We start from the raw sequence: 20,542 nt of genomic DNA, 5'->3' as shown, positions 1-20,542 counted from the left end.
TCATTGGTACGAGTCAGGAATTAAAACTCGGTATGAGCTGAGAACAATTGCTGATGCATTTTCTGCGCAAGGTCATCAGTCATTGATGAGATGTAATCCGCAATCACGCGCATCTTTCTTGATTCATCTTGATGTTGTAGCCATTGCTTCTTGATAGGCAGTGGCAGCAAGCGTTCAGGATCTGCGCTGAATGCTTCAAACATATCCATGATGATCTGTTGGCCTTTGTATTCGATGACTTGAACCTGAGGCACTTGAATCACGAACTCGCTGACAAAGTGCTTCAGTTTATCGAGTGTGGCATCCATGCTCGGTTCAAGCACGGCATTGTAAGCCAACAGCACATTCTCAAAGTTAGCATCCACTCGTTCAATCGAAATACTGGTCAACAGAGCGTTGACTATCCCACCAATCGCATCCTTTCGACGATACTGCTCACCAGAGAAAAGCATCTCTGTAATTGAATCTAGGTGTTCACAAATCCAAGGATCGGCCATCTCTTTAAGTTGAGGGTAAGCTGAATCTACCCATTGAGCTTTGGTCACAGAGCCAAGCACAATGGCATCTTCTAAATCATGTACGCCATACGCGATGTCATCAGCCAACTCCATGATTGAACAATCAAGTGACTTATATTTGGTCTTATTGTGCTCAAGTGGCTCGGTATGCGTTTTTCTTTTCTGTTTTAGAAGCTGTTGGTCGCTGCTTGAAAGCGGCTCCAGTACCCAGTTAAAAAGTTCTTCATCATGATCGTAGATGCCTTTTGCTGGCATCCAATCTTTGGCTCGGAGTTGTCGTTGGTGCTTAACAGGCTCAGACTGTAATTTAGCTTGAACTTCGCTAAGAAGTGAAGGGTATTTAATCAACCCCAACAGAGTGCGTCGAGATAGATTCATCCCGTGATGTTCGGTGTAGGGTTCTAATTGAGTCACTATTCGGAACGTTTGGGCATTGCCTTCAAAGCCACCATGGTCGCGCATCATGTAGTTGAGTGCGACTTCACCACCATGCCCATAAGGCGGGTGGCCAATGTCGTGAGCTAAACACAGTGAATCAATCAAGCTATCTGAGGGGAGAAGATCTCGAAACTCGGGCTGCTTTTTCTTGAGTTGAGCGACAATGCCAGTACCAAGTTGTGCGGCTTCTAGCGAATGGGTAAGGCGAGTTCGGTGGAAATCGTTTACCGTGGTGCCATGAACTTGAGTTTTTGCTTGGAGGCGACGAAAAGCCGCAGAGTGAAGCACACGCGCACGATCGCGTTGATACGGGCTACGATGGTCATCACGCCTTATTTTATGTTCATCGTCATTTCGATGTTGCCATTCTTGTTCGAGTTCAAATGGTGGTTCGAGTGGAGAAGTCAAAATAGCACCTATCAAATTGATTTTATTTAGATAATTACACTCAACTTATACCTAGCTAGCTGATTTCGTCTAGTGATAATTCGAAACTGGGTGCAAATGTCGTCAGAAAGTAATCCATCTCCGGGCTTTTGCGTTGTGATAGCGTCTCTTCAAGCCTGCGTTTGGCCTGTTCGTATTCGTGGTTTCCCGCGCTGAGTTCTTCCAAGCATTTGAGGTAAGCACAGATAGTGTCGGCTTGCTTGACGATGCTTTGCTCTTCTTTACTTGCTGTTCCAGATATCAAAAACGGAGCGAAGTCGTCTCGGAATTCTTCTGGCAGCATTGAAAGCAGTCTTTGCTCTGCTGCCGCTTCTATCTTTTTATACTCTTGTGCGATGTCTGGATTGTAATATTTAACTGGCGTCGGTAAATCCCCTGTTAGCACTTCACTGGTATCGTGATACATACCAAGCAGCGCAATGTGCTCGGGGTTGAGCTGGCCATCAAACTTCTTATTTTTAATTAATGCCAAGGCATGTGCGACGAAAGCCACCTGCAGGCTATGTTCTGAAATATTCTCGCTTGAGATTGAACGCATCAGGGGCCAGCGTTGAATCAGCTTCATACGGGCAATATGGGCAAAGAAATGGCTTTGTTTCATAAGAGTCCTTTCTAAACTGTGCTCCACTCGTATCATGTGTTCAACATAGTGATACGAGACAGCGGATACAAAAAAGGCTCCCAAACAGGAGCCCTTTAAGCATAGAAGTGATTGATTACAAGTTAAAGTCTTTTAAAACAGCAAATTGTAGTCATCTTTCTCTGTGTTAATTAACCTTCGATGAGGTCGTCTTGGTTGTAGGTCTGTAAGAAGCGCTCTAGACGACCAATCGCGATTTCTAGGTCTTCGATATGTGGCAGAGTCACGATGCGGAAGTGATCCGGTTTTGGCCAGTTGAAGCCAGTACCTTGAACCAATAGCACCTTCTCTTGCTTAAGGAAATCGAGCACGAATTTCTGATCGTCTTTGATGTTGTACATGTTGGTGTCGATCTTAGGGAACAGGTACATCGCGCCTTTTGGTTTCACACAAGAAACGCCAGGGATCTTGTTGATCAGTTCCCATGCACGGTCACGTTGCTCAAGCAGTCGACCACCAGGAAGAATCAGTTCGTTGATACTCTGATAACCACCCAGTGCCGTTTGGATGGCGTGCTGCATTGGTACGTTGGCACACAAACGCATCGAGGCGAGCATTTCTAGCCCTTCGACATAGCCTTTCGCAATGTGTTTCGGGCCCGTTAAGAACATCCAGCCACCACGGAAACCACATACACGGTAAGCCTTAGACAGACCGTTGAATGTCACCATGAGTACGTCTTCAGCAAGCGTTGCGACTGAAGTATGTACGGCACCGTCGTAAAGTACTTTGTCGTAGATTTCATCAGCGAAGATGATCAAACCGTGCTCACGAGCAATCTCAACAACTTGTAATAGGAAATCACGGCTGTATACCGCGCCCGTTGGGTTGTTCGGGTTGATAAGAACGATGCCGCGAGTCTTTGGTGAGATCTTCGCACGCATGTCGTCTAGATCTGGATACCAATCAGCATCTTCATCACACATGTAGTGAACCGGTGTACCACCAGAAAGCGCAACAGACGCTGTCCATAGTGGGTAGTCCGGAGCGGGAACTAAGATTTCATCACCATTATCCAGTAGCGCCTGCATAGACATAACGATAAGCTCTGATGCGCCGTTACCAATGTAAACGTCTTCTACATCAAGGTTACGTAGGCCTTTTTTCTGGTAGTGCTGAACAACCGCTTTGCGGGCTGAATAGATGCCTTTTGAGTCACAGTAACCTTGAGATGTCGGTAGGTTACGGATTACATCAACAAGGATTTCATCAGGGGCGTCAAAACCAAATGGGGCGGGGTTACCAATATTAAGCTTCAGTATTTTATGCCCTTCTTCTTCCATGCGCTTAGCATGTTTGAGTACAGGCCCCCTGATTTCGTAGCATACGCTGTTGAGTTTTGACGACATCCCGATATTTTGCATTGCCGATTTCCTGAAATTAATTTAAATACTTTATTAAAGTACCGCAAAATGGGGTTTGATAGAATAAAAATCTGATGAATGTCGCATTTCAGTGTCACGTTTGGTCTTTTTGTTGTCACTCTTTTCTAAATTTTAATTAATCGCTTTCTTTGTTGTTGTCTAAGATGAATAAAGAGGCTGGATCGCTTAAAATCACAGGAATGTTCAAAAGATATAGTAGATTCTTGATCTAAGTGGGTGCTGCCCATAAAGTATCAAACTAATATAATAATAATTTAGATGTGAACGAGGTCGATTTGTCACATTTCCAGCAAACTATCTCCGCTTTGATTGAGCGAGTACAAAATGCCCAAGCAAGTGAAGTTCGTTGTGTTGAAGTTCTAACGCAAAAACCATCGTTTGCATTTATAGAATGGCTTCATGCTCAACCGCTCTTTCCAAAGTTCTACTGGCAGTCACGTGACACTCGTGAAGAGGTCGTCGCGCTCGGTCAACTGCACACTTTTTCTGATCCTGCTCCCGCGTACGCAATTCTTGGTGAAGACCAACGAATCTGGGGTGGACGTTCATTTGATGGACATACCGCAAAGAACCGTCGTTGCATGGAATCGTTTTTCTTCCTTCCTCAGGTTGAATTAATCCGCTTTGACGACACTTGGTCGCTAGCGGTTAACTTGTCTCCTGATCGCGTTGCCTCCATTAATGCTTTGAATAAGCTTTCTGTAGAAGCGGCGATATTGGCACCTTTGTCGGCTCACATTGAACAGATTAACCACGTTCCAGAACGAGAACAGTGGGGTAACCTTGTCGATAAAGTGCTTCAGGGCATTAGCGACGAAGAGTACAAGAAAGTTGTTTTAGCGCGTAAAACCACGCTGCAGCTCGATGCGCCAATCTGCGCAGCTCAATTACTCAAGGCCAGTTACCTACAAAACCATCACAGCTTTCACTTTATGTTGGTATTGGATTCTAAACACAGCTTTATTGGCTCAACGCCAGAGCGTTTGTATAGCCGATATGGGACAGAGCTTGATACTGAAGCTCTAGCGGGAACCATTGGTCGCGGAGAAAACGCGACAGAAGATATGGAGTTAGCGAACTGGCTTTCTCAAGACAGTAAAAACCTCAATGAGAACCAGTATGTGGTCGATGACATCATTGAGCGCCTCACTCCTCATTCTCAAACGGTCCATGTTGAAAAGGATACGCGTCTTGTGCGCTTGCGTAAGGTGCAGCATCTTAAGCGTAATATCCACGCTCAGCTTAATAATGGCGTTAACGGTGTGCAGTTGCTTGCTGCATTACAGCCGACTGCTGCGGTGGCGGGTTTACCGCGTAAAGAGGCGATGGATTTCATTCTTGAACACGAACCGTTTGCGCGAGGCTGGTATGCAGGTTCTGTTGGCTATATCAGTCATCAGAGAGCGGAGTTTTGTGTCGCGATTCGAAGTGCGTTAGTTGTAAACGATCAAGTACAGCTGTTTGCTGGAGCAGGGATCGTGCCGGGATCGGTTGCTGAACATGAATGGCAAGAATTGAACAAGAAGATGTCGACCTTACTCAGCTTGATTTCGGATCACCCGCCGTTGGGTGTGGCGTCATGAATCATGACCAAGCCGTATTAAATAGAGTTTGGAGTCACACATTACTTGAAGAGCTAGCACGCAACGGTGTTGAACATGTTTGTGTTGCACCGGGCTCTCGCTCAACGCCGTTAACTCTCGAAGCCGAAGCTAATCCCAAGTTAACCTTACACACGCACTTTGATGAGCGTGGTCTTGGATTCTTAGCTTTAGGTTTAGCTAAAGCCAGTGATAAGCCAGTTGCCGTGATTGTTACCTCTGGTACTGCTGTCGCTAACCTTCTTCCTGCGACGGCTGAATCTGGGCTGACACGCGAGAAGCTGATCTTGCTGACCTCTGATAGACCCATCGACTTGGTCGACTGTGGTGCCAATCAAACGATTCAGCAACAGGGTATCTTTTCTTCCCACGTTGAAAGTGCTTTAAACTTACCAAGCCCTAGTACACAAGTTTCTCTGAATTGGTTACTGACATCGGTTGATCACGCCCTAGTGAAACAACGCAATGTTGGTGGTGCGATTCATATCAACTGTCCGTTCCCAGAACCTCTATATTCTGCGAATAGCGCGGAAATGTATGCGGAATACACATCCAGTGTCGCTGGGTGGAAATCGGGAACAGGTTGTTACAGCCAAACGTTTTTACCTAATCAAGTGAACACACAACCTATTGCTCCAGGTGAGTATCTTGGGCGTAAGGGTGTGGTTATTCTCGGTTCGCTCGATATTGAACAAGCGACAAAAGCTCAGCAATTTGCCACTGCATTAGGCTGGCCAGTTTTTTGTGACCCTCAATCAGGTGTCACAAGTGATTGGAAACATTATGATCTGTGGATGCAGAGTGACGTAGCGAAAGAACAACTTAATCAATGTGATTTTATCCTTCAGTTCGGTGAGCGCATTGTTTCTAAGCGCCTTAATCATTGGATAAAGTCGCAAGCATCATCATTCTGCTCATCACAGTATATTGTTGTGTCACCAGATATGCACCGAATCAACCAAGATCATTTGCCTCAAACCCATATCGTTGCTGCTATCGAGTCATGGGTGTCAGAGCAGCATTTACCCACCTTGTTAGGCCAGCATGCAGGCTGGGCGGCACCTTTGGTCGAAATCGCGAATACTGTTCAGCAACTCGCCCTCGCGCAAATATCCAACAATGACCAATTGACGGAACTCAGTGTTGCCGTTGACTTGTCGTCTAGACTTAAAGGCAGAGAGCTATTTGTGGGAAATAGCTTGATGGTAAGGCTGGTGGATATGCTGTCATCAATATCTGCGAATCAAGTTTACAGTAACCGTGGTGCATCGGGCATTGATGGCTTGGTGGCGACGGCTGCGGGCGTGGTGAAAGCCAACCAGAATCCTTTGTTGATGTTGATTGGTGATACCTCTTTGTTGTACGACCTCAATTCACTGGCTCTGCTGACTCATAATTTAACGCCGATGGTTCTTGTTGTGACCAACAATGACGGTGGTGCGATCTTTGACTTGTTGCCGGTACCAGAGCAGCAAAAACAGTCACTTTATCAAATGCCTCATGGTTTCAGTTTTGAACACGCTGCTGCGCAGTTCCAACTTGGTTACGCGGCGCCAGAAACCTTGAATTGCTATCAAAACATTATCGAACAACATTTCGAACAGGGTCAGGGTACCTTGCTCGTTGAAGTTAAGACGCCTCCCGAACAAGCGTCTACTTTACTGAAACAATTCAGTTCAATGCTCACCGAGGCATTAGCCTAAGGACTTTACATGCTTTACTCCAATTATTACCCAGCTGTACAAGAACCTTCCGACAAACCTTTGCTTGTTTTTTTACATGGTTTACTCGGAAGCGGGGATGATTGGAGTGCATGTCATCCATTTCTCGAGAATTTTCCTCTTCTTTGCATCGATTTACCCGGACACGGACAAAGTCGCTTTATCGATCCGGTAGGGTTTGATCATTGCTGCAAGAAAATTGTCCAGTGCATCACTGCTCAATTGGCGATAAACGATCTTCCTGCTGATTACCCTATCGTGGTGATTGGCTACTCTATGGGGGGAAGGCTCGCTATGTATGGAGTGACAAGCCCTTGCTTTGAGACGCTCAACCTAGAGAAAGTCATCATTGAAGGTGGCAACTTTGGTTTGGAATGTGATGAAGAAAGAGCACAAAGGTTAGTACATGATACGCAGTGGGCTGTTCGCTTTGCGCAGCAGTCGATTGAAGATGTTTTAGACGATTGGTATCAACAAAGCGTCTTTTCTTCACTAAATCATGAGCAAAGACAAACTTTGGTCATAAAGCGTAGTGGTAACCTTGGAGTATCCGTAGCAAATATGTTGTTATCTACTTCATTAGCTAAGCAACCGGATTTACGTGCCACATTGAAATCTCATGAGCATTTATTGCATTATGTGTGTGGAGAAAAAGATCGTAAATTCATGGAGCTAGCTGAGAATAGTGGCTTTGAATATAGTCAGGTCGACTACGCTGGTCATAATGTTCATTTTGAGCAACCAGAGTTGTTTTCAAACTTGATAATCCAATGTATCGCCAGTCGTCGCTAATCTGACTGAGCGGATCTCTAGTCTCAAGCACTATCAAAAGCAGAGCAACACCGTCACGACTACTTGTTGGTCGTGGTCTCTAATAGAACAATGGGAATCACCATGGCTAAAACAGTAGGCATCACAGAAGAAGAACTTTACGCGGCAGTTAACTGGAGCGATGAAAGCAGTCAATTCGAAGATATTCAGTACCACAAGTCTGACGACGGTATTGCGAAAATCACGATTGCGCGTCCTCAAGTCCACAATGCGTTCCGTCCACAAACCGTAAAAGAGATGATCAATGCACTGGCTGATGCTCGTTACGACGAGAAGGTTGGCGTAATCATTTTGACGGGTCTTGGTGAGAAGGCGTTCTGTTCTGGTGGTGACCAAAGTATTCGTGGTGACTACGGCGGCTACCAAGATGATTCAGGTACACACCACTTGAACGTACTTGATTTCCAACGTCAAATTCGTACTTGTCCAAAACCAGTAATCGCAGCGGTATCGGGTTGGGCAGTCGGTGGCGGTCATGTACTTCACATGATGGCAGACCTTACTATCGCAGCTGAAAACGCTCAGTTCGGTCAGACGGGTCCTAAAGTCGGTTCATTCGATGGCGGTTGGGGTGCTTCTTACATGGCTCGTATCGTTGGTCAGAAGAAAGCACGTGAAATTTGGTTCTTGTGTCGTTTCTACGATGCTCAAGAAGCATTGGACATGGGCCTGGTAAACACCGTGGTGCCTGTTGCCGACCTAGAAAAAGAAACCGTTCGTTGGTGTCGTGAAGTGCTTCAACATAGCCCAATGGCGCTGCGTTGCTTGAAAGCCGCACTAAACGCAGACTGTGATGGTCAAGCCGGTCTACAAGAGTTGGCGGGTAACGCAACCATGATGTTCTACATGACAGAAGAAGGCCAAGAAGGCCGAAATGCATTTAACGAGAAGCGTCGACCTGATTTCGACAAATTTCCGCGTAACCCATAGTCTTTCTCTTCTTTAAAATGAGTCGCTAATAGCGGCTCGTTTTGTTTTGATGTTCCCCGTTTTTTAGGAAACTTTATGAACTCAGTGAATTCTCAGCGTCACGCTAAACTCTACCGTTATCAATTGCCTATGGATAGTGGCGTGATTCTTCGTGACAATAAGTTGAACGAACGCGTTGGCTATATCATCCAACTAGAGTGTGATGGTAAAACTGGCTTTGGCGAAGTCGCACCTTTGCCAGGTTTTAGCCAAGAAGATGCCGAACAAGCTGGCATTCAGCTTCAACACGAATTAGAGCTTTGGAGCCACAATAACCCTCAAACGCCTTTTGATGAGCTATATCCTTCTGTTGCCTTCGGCTTTTCAATGGCGATGATGGAATTACGAGGCGAACTCAACGCTGAAGGTAACTACCAAGCCGCGCCGTTCTGTACAGGAGACCCAGATGAACTGATCCCTGTGCTGAATGAGATGAAAGGCGAGAAGGTCGCGAAAGTGAAAGTCGGTCTCTACGAAGCGATTCGTGATGGCATGTTGGTCAGCTTATTTCTTGAGTCGATCCCTGATTTAACCTTAAGACTTGATGCTAACCGTGCATGGAAGCCGGAAAAGGCTAAGCAGTTTATCAAGTACATTGCGCCTTCACTGCGTCAGCGTATTAGCTTTATTGAAGAGCCTTGCCAAAAACCAGAAGACAGCTTGGCATTTGCCATTGACCATGGCGTAGCGATTGCTTGGGACGAAACATTGCAAGAAGCGGTGCGAAGCCCAGAGTTTGATCTTAGCGACCTTACTGGTGTAAAAGCTGTCGTGATCAAGCCAACTCTTATTGGTTCTGTCGAGCGTTGTGTGGCAATCATTGAGCGTGCACAGCAACTCGGTATCAAACCAGTACTAAGCTCAAGCATAGAGTCTAGCCTTGGCTTAACTCAGATTGCTCGATTAGCACAACAATACTTGCCTAATGAAGTTCCAGGACTTGATACAATTGGCTTGTATCAGCAACAGCTAGAGGTTTCTTGGCCGGGTTGTCAGCTTCCGGTTTCTACTCTTGAACAGCAACAATTGATTTGGTCTTCTTAAGCTGATCGTTCGATTGGCTTAGACCGTTTTCAATCTATAACTTGGTTATCTTATGATGCGCCCACAATCTAATCATCACCCGCTTTGGGTACAGTGGGCGCAGCAAAACCCACATCAAACAGCGTTAGTGACTACTCACCACACTTATACTTGGCAGCAAGTGTCTGTGCTAGTGAGTGAGTACCAACAACAACTATCTCATCAAGGCCTATCTGAAGGTGATGTCCTGACGATTGTTGGTAAGAATCAATCAGAAGTGATTCCTGCTTATTTTGCCGCACTCAATTTGGGTGTTATTTGCGCTTTTACCATGCCTCAACCTCGCTTACGCCTGAAGCAAAAGCTCGATTCCTTATATCAAGCAGGTCAACAAAGCTACCTTTGGCTATTGGACAGTAGTGGGTTAGAGCGTTCTGATGCTGCTGATTTGAACACTAAGTTGGTGACGTTTCCTTGCCTAAGTGAAGTTAAGGTCGATAGTGATGGCCTACCTTTAACAATGCTGGAAGATTCCAGCTTCAATCCTCAAAACCTTGCAAGCATCGTATTCACTTCTGGCTCTACTGGAAACCCGAAAGCGGTGGCTCACACGTTGCAGCAACACTTATGTTCAGCTCAGGGTTTACTAGACGCTTTCAACTTTGAACAAGCCGACACTTGGTTACTGAGTTTACCTATGTACCATGTGTCGGGGCTAGCGATAGTTCATCGTTGGTTAGCGGCTGGTGGCTGCATCAAGATAGGCACAGGTCAGCTTGAGACTGATATAGAAGAATGCAGTCACGCTTCATTAGTCGCTACTCAGCTACATCGATTACTAAAGAGTAAGCAAGCACTTACTTTAACGCATGTACTTTTGGGTGGTAGCCATATACCTGAGGCTCTTGGGCTTGAAGCTCAACAAATGGGTATCGAAACATGGCTTGGCTACGGCATGACAGAAGCGGCTTCAACAGTGACTGCGAAGCCCGTTGATTCTAGTAATACTGCAGGTTTTGTCCTTAACCATCGCCAGCTGAAAATTGAAGAACAACGTATCTTTATTGGCGGCGATACGCTCGCTTCCGGTTATTACCACCAAGGTAAATTAACGCCATTAGTTGATAAGAACGGCTGGTTCGATAGCAAAGATCTTGGTGAGTGGGTTGGTGAACAAGTGTCGATTATTGGTCGCGCCGACAATCAGTTTATTTCTGGTGGTGAGAACATTCATTGCGAAGAGATTGAGCGAGCACTCAATCAGTTGTCTGAGGTTAATCAGGCGTTTATTGTTCCTATTGAAGACGATGAGTTCGGGTTTCGACCTGTCGCTATTGTGGATTGTACGGATTTACCAACCAAAGAATGGTTTACCGAGCAATTAAATGGCTGCCTGGAACGGTTCAAATTTCCTGTCGAGTACTATCGAATGCCTCATCAAGAGCAGCTAGGCATTAAGGTTTCACGCGCAGGATTGGCACAGTGGTTACAGCAGATACGTTCTAAATAGAACTGAGAACAATAAAATGAAGCGCAATACACGGTGACTAGTCGTAATTGCGCTTCAGGGGGTTGTGATGGTGGTGAAACCATCACAAATTCTTAATATTCTATCTGGTCATTAAGGCTTTTATCTGTTTGGCTTAAGCGAGTGCCTTCTTCATTTGTTCAGCAACCTTATCTACCTTACCTAAACCGATAATGACTTGTAGGCCACCTTTTCCGATAGGAACGACGCCTGCAGCACCTAGTTTTTTCAGTTTGTCACTGTCTGCTGCTGACGAGTCTTTTACTGTTAAGCGTAAGCGAGTAATACAGTTGTCCACTTCTAGAATGTTGTCTGCACCACCAATAGCTTCGATGTAGTTGTTGGTTAGGCTAACTAACGCTTCTGGAGATTTTGTCTCGCCTTCTGCTTCCATCTCTTCACCACGACCCGGAGTACGTAGATTGAACTTGATGATAGCGAAGCGGAAAATACCGTAGTAAAGCGCGAAGAACACCCCACCTTGAACTAATAACATGTACCAGTTAGTCGCTAACGGGTTTTGGCTTGATAGTACTAAGTCAACAAAGCCTGCAGAGAAGCCGAAGCCTGCCATCCATTCCATGCTTGCTGCAATGTAAAGCGACAGACCTGTTAACACTGCGTGCAATAGGAACAATACAGGAGCTAGAAACATAAAGCTGAACTCTAGAGGCTCAGTGATGCCTGTGAAGAACGAAGCCATTGCTGCGGCAAGCATGATGGCGAATACTTGGTTCTTGTTTTTCGCGTCAGCGCAGTGGTACATCGCCAATGCAGCTGCAGGTAAACCAAACATCATTATAGGGAAGAAGCCTGCTTGGTACATGCCTGTTTTACCCGGAATGCCCGTACCGTTAGCGATAGATTGTGCGCCGCCTAGGAAGTTTGGAATGTCGTTAATACCCACAACATCGAACCAGAACACAGGGTAGAGTGCGTGGTGCATGCCTATTGATAGGAACAAACGGTTGAAGAAGCCAAACAGACCAGCACCCACAGCGCCCATGCTTTCTAGCTTAATACCCAATACGATCAGAGCATCGTACACAGCTGGCCAGATGTATAGCAGAGCAAAAGAGAGCGCCATACCTGCGATTGAGGTAAGGATAGGAACCAAACGCTTACCGCTGAAGAAAGCTAAAGCTTGCGGAAGCTCAACCGTTGAGTAGCGGTTATAGATTTCAGCGGAAATGATACCGACAATGATACCCACGAATTGGTTGCTGATTTTTCCGAATGCCGCTGGTACTTCACTTAACTCAACATCCATCAATTGAGCAACTGAGCCCGGAGCAAGTAGCGTGGTAACGACTAGGAACATCACAAAACCAGACAGTGCCGCAGAACCATTCTTATCACGGCTTAAACCAAAGGCAACACCCACCGCGAACAGAACCGCCATGTTGTCAATGATCGCACCACCTGATTTGATCAAGAATGCGGCTAAGATACTTTCAGAACCCCAACCAACAGGATCCAACCAGTAGCCGATCCCCATAAGGATTGCTGCAGCTGGCAGTGTGGCTACGGGAACCATCAATGCCTTACCTACTTTTTGCATATACCCGAGTATATTCATACGTGCCCCTAAGTTTGTAATTAATTTTTTTAATGTTTCTGCTCGTCAACGTATGGAGTTAAATATTGATCGAGGCAGGATTTTAAGTAACTGCGGCTATTAGAAACTTATTTCTTAATGCAAACAAACGAAACGGGTAGTACTATGAATTAAAATTTTTAATGCATGAGTTCATATGGCTAACCATCAATCTTTACTGAGAAACCTTCATACATTTAATGTTGCTGCAGAGAAAATGAGCTTTACGTTAGCCGCGAAAAAGTTGCATTTGACTCAGGGAGCCGTTAGCCATCGAATCAAAGTGTTGGAAGGTGAACTCGGATTTAACCTGTTTGTACGAGGGACTCGTAAGCTGGAACTGACTGAAGAAGGTCAGCGCTTTCAACGAACGTTATCTAAGTCATTAAGCTCTATTTTTGGTGAGATCGAAGATATTACCAACACAGATCTGTATGGACAGATCAATATCGGAACCAGTCCTGCCTTTGCCAATAGTTGGCTACTGCCAAGATTGGCTGATTTTAAACAGCGATACCCTAAGTTTAACCTCAACATTTTCTCGCAAGAAGAGCAGGATTTTCATCAAAATCATCTCGATGTCGCTATTTACTATGGTGCTGAAGATCTCAAAGATATGCATCGACAGCGCTTGTTTGGTGAAAAGTATATTCCGGTATGTACGCCGAGTTATGCGGCTGAACACAACATCTTTGATGATGGTGTGGAGTCGTTACATCGGATTAATTTCATTCATGCATTAGGGTCAGACGTGTGGCAGCGTTGGATTAAGCATAACGGCTTAGATGTGAACTTGTTTGAGCAGTTTTATTGCGTGAGCCATCGGGATATGGGCGTAAAAAGTGCCCTGAGCAATCTCGGTGTCGCGATGGGGCGCTATCATTTCGTTAAGCAGTACATTGAGACTGGTGAACTCATAACGCCTTATCCGAGCATGGATACAGACAAAGGGTATGATTTGATCTGTCCGTTGGGCACGGAAAAGCGGCCTAAGGTTAGAACCTTTATTAAGTGGTTAGAGGGCCAATTACGCTAGGTTAGTTAATTTAGCAATTAGATAGTTCAAAACAGAATTTATTATCTTTATAACCATCCATCATAATAAGCCCTATAAATAACGGATTATAGAATAAGGTCTTATTATGAAAATTGCCCTCATCATTGCGGTTTTACTGCAGATAGGCCAAGCGGTCACTTCGTCAGGGTTGACTCGCTCGTTGGCTGAACTCACCGCATTTGTGTTGGTTGTGGTACTTGTTTTAATGAAAAGAGAGAGCAAGAAGAGTGATAAGCCCCTGTTTGATTTGTGATTGTTGCAACAAAGAATATCGTTACCACAAACGATAAAGGCAAAGCCCATTGGAGCTTTGCCTTTTTGTTTTGTTGCTCGCTAATCTGAGTGTCTAGGTAACCGAACAACCAGTTAAAGCGTTTCTTTGCGAACTAAGCAAGAGTTAACCACGCCAAAGAACCCGTCGAAATCATCGTCCACATCGTAATACCAAACATCAATGGCTTCGGCCCTGCTGCTTTTAACTTCTCTACAGAAATACCACAGCCAATTAAGAACAGACACACAACCAACGCGCGTTTGGACACATCAAAGATCCCTTGGTAGACCATCTCAAATTGTGGCAGCAAGTCACTGATAGCAATGGCGGCGCAGTAGAAGAAAATGAAGTAAGGAATCGTAATCTTCTTTTGATCGTTCTTGAAGATCATCGCGCTGACTAAAGCGATTGGGATGATCCAAAGTGCACGAGCGAGCTTCAATGTTGTCGCTGTCGTCAGTGCTTCTTCACCATAAGCCGAAGCTGCACCTACCACAGAAGATGTATCGTGAATTGCAATGGCGGCCCAAGTACCAAATGTTTGTTGGCTTAACTCAAGCGCGTGGCCAATCATCGGGAATAAGAATAGAGCTACCGAGTTCAACACAAATACCGTAGCTAGCGCCAAGCCAATCTGTTCATCGTCTGCTTTAATCGCAGGTGCCACAGCTGCTATCGCGCTACCACCACAAATAGCGGTACCTGAAGAGATTAGGTAACCCGTGGTACGATCCAATCCCATTCGTTTGGCTAAGAACCAACCAATGACTAACGTACCAATGATGGTCGTGACAATTAGACCAATACCGTCGCCTGTTACCGCCAATGCTTTTTCAAACTGAATGCCAAAGCCTAAGCCGACAATCGAGTAGGCCAGTAACTTCTTTGTGAGTTTGCCTACTTCTAGATGCTCAGGGACTAAACCTAAACTAGCAAGCAGGAAGCCAATAACGAGGGCCGTAGGAGAGCTTACCCAAGGTGTTAAGCAAAACAGTGCAGCAAGATAAAATGGAGCAGACTTTTTTAGATTCATTGTATTTAGAGTCTTGTTGTATTGTCGCGTTATTGTAATGAGACCACTATACGTTCAATAAAATGATAAGTAAGTCTAAATGAATTGAACAAACGTTAAGGAAAACTTAACGCTTGTTCAGCTGATATGAATAAAGGGCTGGTTAGCTAGCGTAGTGTTCCACGAAGGTCTGAGACTGACTGCCGAAGAGTTTTGCACGAGGCATCTTTAGCGAGAATTGGCTTGCCAGCTTCTATTTCTAACTTGGTCCAGAAACGGGTTGGTAACCCTTTGCAGGCACTGCCTTTATAACGACTGAAGTAGCTGCCCCATAGCCCTTTGAGAGCCATTGGAATGACTGACACAGGAGATCGTTTGATAATCAGCTCCATTCCACGCATGAACTCTGCGACTTCACCATCAGAGGTTAGCTTTCCTTCTGGAAAAATACACACGATGTGGCCTTCATGCAGGGCGCGTTCTACTTCTTTAAAAGCATTTCGAATCGAGCTACGGTTGGTTGCGGAGATTGGAATAACCCCAGCTCTTTTCAAGAAACGTCGAATAGGCGGCAACTTGGTGTAATCTTCTTCCATCACAAAGCGGATCAAGCGAGGGCAAACGGCGCTCAGTAATAATGCATCCATATAACTCACATGGTTACAGATAATCAATGCGCCGCCTTTTTCTGGCAGGTGATGTAAATTTTTATGTTTAACTCGGTACATGGTGTGAGTGACCACCCACGTAAAGAAACGGAAAGCGTAAATAGGCACCTGATAAAACAGATACAGCATAACCAAAGTGTTTCCTATCGCGAGCAGTACAAACAGTTGTGGAATTGAAAGCTCCAGAATACTAAGGCAAACAATACCTAAAACAGCGCTCCCGACCATGAATAGCGAGTTGTAGATATTGAGCCCGGCGATTACTTGAGCTCGCTCATTTGGCTTTGCCCGAAGCTGCATTAGAGAGTAAAGCGGAACAATAAAGATACCGCCAGAGATCCCCAGAAGTAGAAGATAAGCAAACAGCGGCCATAGTTCTGAATACGTCACAAACTGATGGAAAGAGTTAAAGTCAGGCAAAGACTCTGGAATGGATATCGCCATCAACAGGCCGAAGATCGAAATACCCAGGCTGCCCATTGGCACGATGCCGATTTCAATACGGTGATTAGATAACTTATCGCAAGCCAACGAGCCAATCGCAATGCCTACCGAGAACAGTGCCAACAAAAACGCGACAGCGCTTTCAGTACCGTTTAGGTAAACCTTGGTGAAGTTGGGAAACTGAGTGAGGTAAGCTGCACCGAGGAACCAGAACCAGCTGATCGACATCAGTGCTTGAAAGGTTGGGCGGTCTTTTTTGGCAATAGCGAGTGTTGCGCGAGTTAGCTTTACTGGCTGCCACTTTACTTTCAGATCTGGTGCGTTACTTGGCGCTTCTGGGATAAAGCAACTTGATACATAGCCAAGCACGGCGAAAGAAACAATACATATCGCAGCAATGAGCTTCGCGCTTTCTTCAGATGCAATAATACCAGCACCTAGAGTACCGATTAGGATGGCTAAGAATGTGCCTGTTTCAACCAAAGCATTTCCGGACACAAGCTCTTTGGTTTCTAACTGTTGCGGGAGTAGGGCGTACTTAACGGGGCCAAAGAAGGCACTTTGTGTCCCCATCAAAAACAAAAGCAGTAGTAATATTTCGTAGCTTTCGTAGATAAATCCGACCGCACCCAGTGACATTATCACCACTTCAAGAAGCTTAACTTTACGGATAAACCACGATTTTTCATATTTGTCAGCCAGCACACCAGCCAAAGCAGAAAACAGGAAGAAGGGCAGAATAAAAAGGCCAGCGGCCAAATTAATAAATAAATTGCTGGAAATAGGTAGCGTGTCTACGCTTGCGAAAGCAACAAACAGTAACAGAACATTTTTGAATATGTTGTCATTAAAGGCTCCCAGAAATTGGGTAATAAAGTAGGGTAGGAACCTTTTTTGCGTTAACAGCGAAGATTGGCTGCTGTTGTTCATTGTCTTTCCTTGGATGATTACCAGTTGGTTAAGTAGTTTGAGACTAGGTTATTGATCAACTCTTTACCATCGATAGGCTCAGAGGCGAAAAATTTATCATCAACGCTAAGTAGAGTAATTCCATGTACTCCAGACCATAGTACACGGCTGGCTTTAACGACTTCGCTTTCAGTATGTTCAGGAGCAATCGCGATTAATAGTTGCTCTAGCATACCTGTCATTCTATCGATACGGTTCGATTGCCATTCAGGAAGGTTTTCACCGTTCATGTTGTGCTCGAAGATAAGCTGCCAACGGTGAGGGTGTTTTTGTGCAAAATCGTGGTAGCAGTAGGCAAGGTTGAATAGAGCTTGCTGAGGATTGCTCGATTGTTCAACTGCTACAGCAGATTCTGACGCCAGTTCATCTAATGTTTGAGCAACAACATGCAATAGCAATAGGTTGTAGTTGCCAAATACATTCACCAAGGTACTTGGAACATAACCAATCATATTGGCGATTTTACGCAGACTTAGCTCGTGATAAGAGTGCTCTTCTAAGAAGTCGGTCACCGTTTTTAAGGTTAATTGCACTAATTGTTCGCGAGTATGATCGTTTCGTCTTGCCATGGGTACTTTCTATTAAATGAACATCGTTCAATATTTTAATGCTGCCCCAGAGTGCCGTCAATCCCTTCGCTAGTTTAGTAATCAATTAATAGCCGCAATATTATGATACATGTGTAAACGCCGTGAATATTTCATTGTTCTTTGTTAACGAGTATGATTAAGGTGTCGAAAGATAAAAAACCTATAAAGGATAATAATGAAACGATTTTTCTCACTAGTCGCGATCCTGTTGGTAACAGTCGCGGTGACGCCAATCGCGGAAGCGAAAAAGTTTGGTGGTGGTAAGTCATTTGGCAAAAGCTTTAAAACGGCTCCAGCACCAAAACAACAAAACACGAATTCGATCCGTCAAGATCAAACGGGTAAGAACACAGCAGCTAACTCTAGTAAGAAAGGCCTTATGGGCGGTCTGCTAGGTGGTTTACTTGCTGGTGGTCTTTTAGCTGCATTCTTTGGTGGCGCATTTGAAGGTATCCAGTTCATGGATATTCTGATTATGGGTCTGATTGCTTTCCTAGCGTTTAAATTTCTACGCGGAATGTTGGGTGCGAAGCAGGGCTCAATGAATCAGCAGAATGCACGTGGTCAACAGCCAGCATTCGGCGGCATGGGTCAGAACAAGTTTGAACAACCTAAGCAACAGCCAAATGTTCATAACTTCGAGCAAGCACAACCTCAATCACAAGGCGCTGCTGGTGGTTTCGGTTTTGGTGCACAAAGCGATGTTCCACATAACTACCCACCGGGCTTTGATCAAGCGGCATTCATCAACGGTTCTCGTGAGCACTACCGTACACTGCAAGGTGCATGGAATCACAACGAGCTAAACACGATTGAAGAATATGTATCTCCAAGCCTATTTGAAGACCTAAAAGCTGAGCGTAATAAGCTAGACGGTGATCAGCACACAGACGTAATGTACGTTGATGCTGAAATCGTTCGTGCAGACCACGATGGTAGCAAAGCACAGCTAAGCCTTCAGTTCAGCGGTCGTTACCGTGACACTGCGGATGGCGTTGAAGAAGATATCACAGATATCTGGCACCTAGAGCGTGACCTAACAACTGACAATGCACCTTGGTTAATTGTTGGTATTCAAGGCTAATTAGTCCAGTTTCGTGATTAAACGAAGAGCCCTCGCCAAATAGGTGAGGGCTCTTTTTTATATTCAGAAAGCAATTAGTACTGAGAGTGAGCTATGGCGCGTAGTTCAGTGTATGAGTGTGCATGCTTCCCCAATCATAGATCTCAAACTTTAGCTGGTTATCGCCAGTCTTTTTGAGGCTGATGCTCTCTTCGACACCGCTTGTTCCATCATAGTAATTACTCCAAGGACTATCAGGGCGCTGTTCACGTAAACTTTCAGACTGAACGCTAAGTTTGAGCGAAAGGGTGTTTGAAGGTTGACCGTTATTGATAAACGTATAGTCACCTGATTTTACGGATTCAGTTTTGAATACGTTCGTTCCGTTAATACTGCAGTCCCCATCTTGATAAGTCACCTTTGTTAGTGTGTAACTGTCTTGCGATAGCGCGAGTTGGTATCGTGCATTATCTGATGGTACGGGTGAGCATTGGTTGGTGGTTTCTGTCCAAGTTCCATAAAATGCCTCAATACCAAAGGCTTTATGTAGATTTTTCCAAGGGCTCTTTTCATCAATTTCAATGGCAACTGGCAGTGATGCGATTTCATCATCTTGGTCTCGATAGCGATTGAAGCTGTCGAGTGAGAGTTCAGCTGGGTAGGTAATTGAAGAGCTAGTGTCTTTGATTTTGACAATACCAATCCCCGGTGAAAACCAAAGTTCTTGCATTAGTGATACTTGATCTAGGTTGATCGTCCCATAGGCAGGCGTATCGACCGTCACATCAAACGCTAGGGTGAACTCGATGTGCACGGCCTCATAGTAACCGTGTTGAGTTACTATGGTTTCAATACCATGATTTTTCCATATCGGTAGGACATTTGTATATGCGGGGCCTATATCTGGTGTAATGGTGGTTACGGCAGAGGTATAGCTTGTGTCCAAGCGTCCTCCTAATTCAGCGTAAGCCGGTAGAAGGGTAAATGGAGTGTTTGAAATATCAAAGTGCGCTTTGTAGTGAACACCATTAACCCAAACTTGATTGAAGGTGAGACCTTTTAGATTCAGCTGATCATCTTTGTATTCGAAAGATTGGGTAAATCCACTGTGGACCCAATTCAGTGAAAATGTCTCAATACCATTAGCATCAATGGTTACTGGAGAACTGGTGACTTGATAGCTTTGCCCTGTATTGTCATCACTATATTGCCAAACAGCGTTATGCTGCGCTGGCATATATTGATTGGTAGAAATATATGATGATGCGGGAGCCGAAGGAGAACTGGACCCTCCGCCGCCACACGCTGTTAATCCAATAAGACACAGATTCATCATCCAATAGTTGTTATTCATGATTTATTTCCCTTACTTAGCCTAAACGACATTGTGCGTTTTAATGAGTATTTGCAGGAAAACCTTATGCTCATTGTTTTATAAAATATTGATATATCTCAATAGATTAATAAGGGATGTGATTATTTGATTATGGAATCTAAGAAGTATTGAATACATCAAGTTCTGTAGGTCTACATAGTTTGAATAGAGTCTACGATTGTATTGGGCTAAGAAGGGCTTTGCAGGAAGGCTCGGAAACGAAAAAAGCCAACTCAATGAGTTGGCTTTTCGATTTTCCAATTAAGGAGAATATGGTGGAGGGAGACGGATTCGAACCATCGAAGGCAGTGCCGGCAGATTTACAGTCTGCTCCCTTTGGCCACTCGGGAACCCCTCCAGGGTGTGTCTTACTCTTCACAAAGTAAGCCTAA

General features: G+C 44.9%; 17 protein-coding genes and 1 tRNA gene. 9 read left to right on the top strand and 9 right to left on the bottom strand.

What is annotated here, in order from left to right:
- Positions 1–20 precede the first annotated feature (20 nt).
- The 3 genes from H5300_RS01470 to H5300_RS01460 form a co-directional block, all read right to left on the bottom strand.
- Complete coding sequence (locus H5300_RS01470) at positions 21–1,364, bottom strand: anti-phage deoxyguanosine triphosphatase (protein WP_054541703.1); 1,344 nt, start codon at positions 1,362–1,364, stop codon at positions 21–23.
- A gap of 55 nt (positions 1,365–1,419) precedes the next feature.
- Positions 1,420–2,004, bottom strand: coding sequence for a 5'-deoxynucleotidase (gene yfbR / locus H5300_RS01465; RefSeq protein WP_054541704.1), 585 nt, complete (start codon positions 2,002–2,004; stop codon positions 1,420–1,422).
- A 170-nt stretch (positions 2,005–2,174) separates the two neighbouring features.
- Complete coding sequence (locus tag H5300_RS01460; RefSeq protein ID WP_017084554.1) at positions 2,175–3,407, bottom strand: pyridoxal phosphate-dependent aminotransferase; 1,233 nt, start codon at positions 3,405–3,407, stop codon at positions 2,175–2,177.
- Positions 3,408–3,703: 296 nt separating this feature from the next.
- Between H5300_RS01460 and H5300_RS01455 the strand changes: the two genes are divergently transcribed.
- The 6 genes from H5300_RS01455 (at position 3,704) to menE (ending at position 11,083) form a co-directional block, all read left to right on the top strand.
- On the top strand, positions 3,704–5,011 hold the full coding sequence (locus H5300_RS01455; RefSeq protein WP_004736095.1) for an isochorismate synthase MenF: 1,308 nt from the start codon (positions 3,704–3,706) through the stop codon (positions 5,009–5,011).
- The gene (menD, locus tag H5300_RS01450) at positions 5,008–6,732 is read left to right on the top strand and encodes a 2-succinyl-5-enolpyruvyl-6-hydroxy-3-cyclohexene-1-carboxylic-acid synthase (protein ID WP_182795294.1); all 1,725 of its coding nucleotides are present in this window, start codon (positions 5,008–5,010) and stop codon (positions 6,730–6,732) included. Before H5300_RS01455 ends, menD begins: the two co-directional genes overlap by 4 nt.
- 9 nt (positions 6,733–6,741) lie before the next feature.
- Positions 6,742–7,542 (top strand): 2-succinyl-6-hydroxy-2,4-cyclohexadiene-1-carboxylate synthase, encoded by an 801-nt coding sequence (gene menH / locus H5300_RS01445; protein WP_017091509.1) that lies wholly within the window; start codon positions 6,742–6,744, stop codon positions 7,540–7,542.
- 102 nt (positions 7,543–7,644) lie between these two features.
- Positions 7,645–8,511 carry a 1,4-dihydroxy-2-naphthoyl-CoA synthase gene (gene menB / locus H5300_RS01440; RefSeq protein ID WP_029222208.1) on the top strand — a complete coding sequence of 289 codons (867 nt, stop codon included), beginning with the start codon at positions 7,645–7,647 and terminating at the stop codon, positions 8,509–8,511.
- Between the two features lie 75 nt (positions 8,512–8,586).
- Positions 8,587–9,594: an o-succinylbenzoate synthase gene (gene menC / locus H5300_RS01435; protein ID WP_182795280.1), complete on the top strand. Its 1,008-nt coding sequence runs from the start codon at positions 8,587–8,589 to the stop codon at positions 9,592–9,594.
- A 52-nt stretch (positions 9,595–9,646) separates the two neighbouring features.
- Entirely contained in the window at positions 9,647–11,083 is a 1,437-nt protein-coding gene (menE, locus tag H5300_RS01430) for an o-succinylbenzoate--CoA ligase (RefSeq protein ID WP_054541708.1), read from the top strand.
- A gap of 133 nt (positions 11,084–11,216) precedes the next feature.
- Here menE and nagE read toward each other — a convergent pair whose 3' ends face one another.
- Positions 11,217–12,662: an N-acetylglucosamine-specific PTS transporter subunit IIBC gene (gene nagE, locus H5300_RS01425; protein WP_182795293.1), complete on the bottom strand. Its 1,446-nt coding sequence runs from the start codon at positions 12,660–12,662 to the stop codon at positions 11,217–11,219.
- A gap of 193 nt (positions 12,663–12,855) precedes the next feature.
- Between nagE and H5300_RS01420 the strand changes: the two genes are divergently transcribed.
- Together H5300_RS01420 and H5300_RS01415 are read left to right on the top strand one after the other, a co-directional pair.
- Positions 12,856–13,734 (top strand): LysR substrate-binding domain-containing protein, encoded by an 879-nt coding sequence (locus tag H5300_RS01420; protein ID WP_054541710.1) that lies wholly within the window; start codon positions 12,856–12,858, stop codon positions 13,732–13,734.
- 106 nt (positions 13,735–13,840) lie between these two features.
- Positions 13,841–14,008: a hypothetical protein gene (locus H5300_RS01415; RefSeq protein WP_004736103.1), complete on the top strand. Its 168-nt coding sequence runs from the start codon at positions 13,841–13,843 to the stop codon at positions 14,006–14,008.
- A gap of 133 nt (positions 14,009–14,141) precedes the next feature.
- Here H5300_RS01415 and H5300_RS01410 read toward each other — a convergent pair whose 3' ends face one another.
- From H5300_RS01410 to H5300_RS01400, 3 genes are all read right to left on the bottom strand, one after another.
- Positions 14,142–15,062, bottom strand: a complete 921-nt coding sequence (locus tag H5300_RS01410) for a YeiH family protein (protein ID WP_004736106.1) — start codon at positions 15,060–15,062, stop codon at positions 14,142–14,144.
- Positions 15,063–15,208: 146 nt separating this feature from the next.
- The gene (locus H5300_RS01405) at positions 15,209–17,083 is read right to left on the bottom strand and encodes an MFS transporter (RefSeq protein ID WP_017084561.1); all 1,875 of its coding nucleotides are present in this window, start codon (positions 17,081–17,083) and stop codon (positions 15,209–15,211) included.
- 17 nt (positions 17,084–17,100) lie between these two features.
- Entirely contained in the window at positions 17,101–17,691 is a 591-nt protein-coding gene (locus H5300_RS01400; RefSeq protein ID WP_004736110.1) for a TetR/AcrR family transcriptional regulator, read from the bottom strand.
- A gap of 196 nt (positions 17,692–17,887) precedes the next feature.
- Here H5300_RS01400 and H5300_RS01395 point away from each other — a divergent pair, with 196 nt between their 5' ends.
- Positions 17,888–18,796 (top strand): Tim44 domain-containing protein, encoded by a 909-nt coding sequence (locus H5300_RS01395; RefSeq protein ID WP_017076759.1) that lies wholly within the window; start codon positions 17,888–17,890, stop codon positions 18,794–18,796.
- 91 nt (positions 18,797–18,887) lie between these two features.
- Here the strand turns inward: H5300_RS01395 and H5300_RS01390 are convergent, their stop codons facing one another.
- Positions 18,888–20,129: a hypothetical protein gene (locus H5300_RS01390; RefSeq protein ID WP_017095604.1), complete on the bottom strand. Its 1,242-nt coding sequence runs from the start codon at positions 20,127–20,129 to the stop codon at positions 18,888–18,890.
- A gap of 294 nt (positions 20,130–20,423) precedes the next feature.
- Positions 20,424–20,508 (bottom strand) — tRNA-Tyr (locus H5300_RS01385).
- Between the last annotated feature and the right edge of the window lie 34 nt (positions 20,509–20,542).

The organism is Vibrio sp. SG41-7, assembly GCF_014164465.1.
Lineage (GTDB): Bacteria > Pseudomonadota > Gammaproteobacteria > Enterobacterales > Vibrionaceae > Vibrio > Vibrio splendidus.
This window is presented reverse-complemented; position numbering and strand designations above follow the sequence as displayed.

What these genes read in the sequence shown, in the direction of transcription:
- yfbR (WP_054541704.1), bottom strand. Translation starts at nt 2,004, where the DNA reads ATGAAACAAAGCCATTTCTTTGCCCATATTGCCCGTATGAAGCTGATT.
- H5300_RS01460 (WP_017084554.1), bottom strand. Translation starts at nt 3,407, where the DNA reads ATGCAAAATATCGGGATGTCGTCAAAACTCAACAGCGTATGCTACGAA.
- menD (WP_182795294.1), top strand. Translation starts at nt 5,008, where the DNA reads ATGAATCATGACCAAGCCGTATTAAATAGAGTTTGGAGTCACACATTA.
- menH (WP_017091509.1), top strand. Translation starts at nt 6,742, where the DNA reads ATGCTTTACTCCAATTATTACCCAGCTGTACAAGAACCTTCCGACAAA.
- menB (WP_029222208.1), top strand. Translation starts at nt 7,645, where the DNA reads ATGGCTAAAACAGTAGGCATCACAGAAGAAGAACTTTACGCGGCAGTT.
- menC (WP_182795280.1), top strand. Translation starts at nt 8,587, where the DNA reads ATGAACTCAGTGAATTCTCAGCGTCACGCTAAACTCTACCGTTATCAA.
- menE (WP_054541708.1), top strand. Translation starts at nt 9,647, where the DNA reads ATGATGCGCCCACAATCTAATCATCACCCGCTTTGGGTACAGTGGGCG.
- nagE (WP_182795293.1), bottom strand. Translation starts at nt 12,662, where the DNA reads ATGCAAAAAGTAGGTAAGGCATTGATGGTTCCCGTAGCCACACTGCCA.
- H5300_RS01420 (WP_054541710.1), top strand. Translation starts at nt 12,856, where the DNA reads ATGGCTAACCATCAATCTTTACTGAGAAACCTTCATACATTTAATGTT.
- H5300_RS01415 (WP_004736103.1), top strand. Translation starts at nt 13,841, where the DNA reads ATGAAAATTGCCCTCATCATTGCGGTTTTACTGCAGATAGGCCAAGCG.
- H5300_RS01410 (WP_004736106.1), bottom strand. Translation starts at nt 15,062, where the DNA reads ATGAATCTAAAAAAGTCTGCTCCATTTTATCTTGCTGCACTGTTTTGC.
- H5300_RS01405 (WP_017084561.1), bottom strand. Translation starts at nt 17,083, where the DNA reads ATGAACAACAGCAGCCAATCTTCGCTGTTAACGCAAAAAAGGTTCCTA.
- H5300_RS01400 (WP_004736110.1), bottom strand. Translation starts at nt 17,691, where the DNA reads ATGGCAAGACGAAACGATCATACTCGCGAACAATTAGTGCAATTAACC.
- H5300_RS01395 (WP_017076759.1), top strand. Translation starts at nt 17,888, where the DNA reads ATGAAACGATTTTTCTCACTAGTCGCGATCCTGTTGGTAACAGTCGCG.
- H5300_RS01390 (WP_017095604.1), bottom strand. Translation starts at nt 20,129, where the DNA reads ATGAATAACAACTATTGGATGATGAATCTGTGTCTTATTGGATTAACA.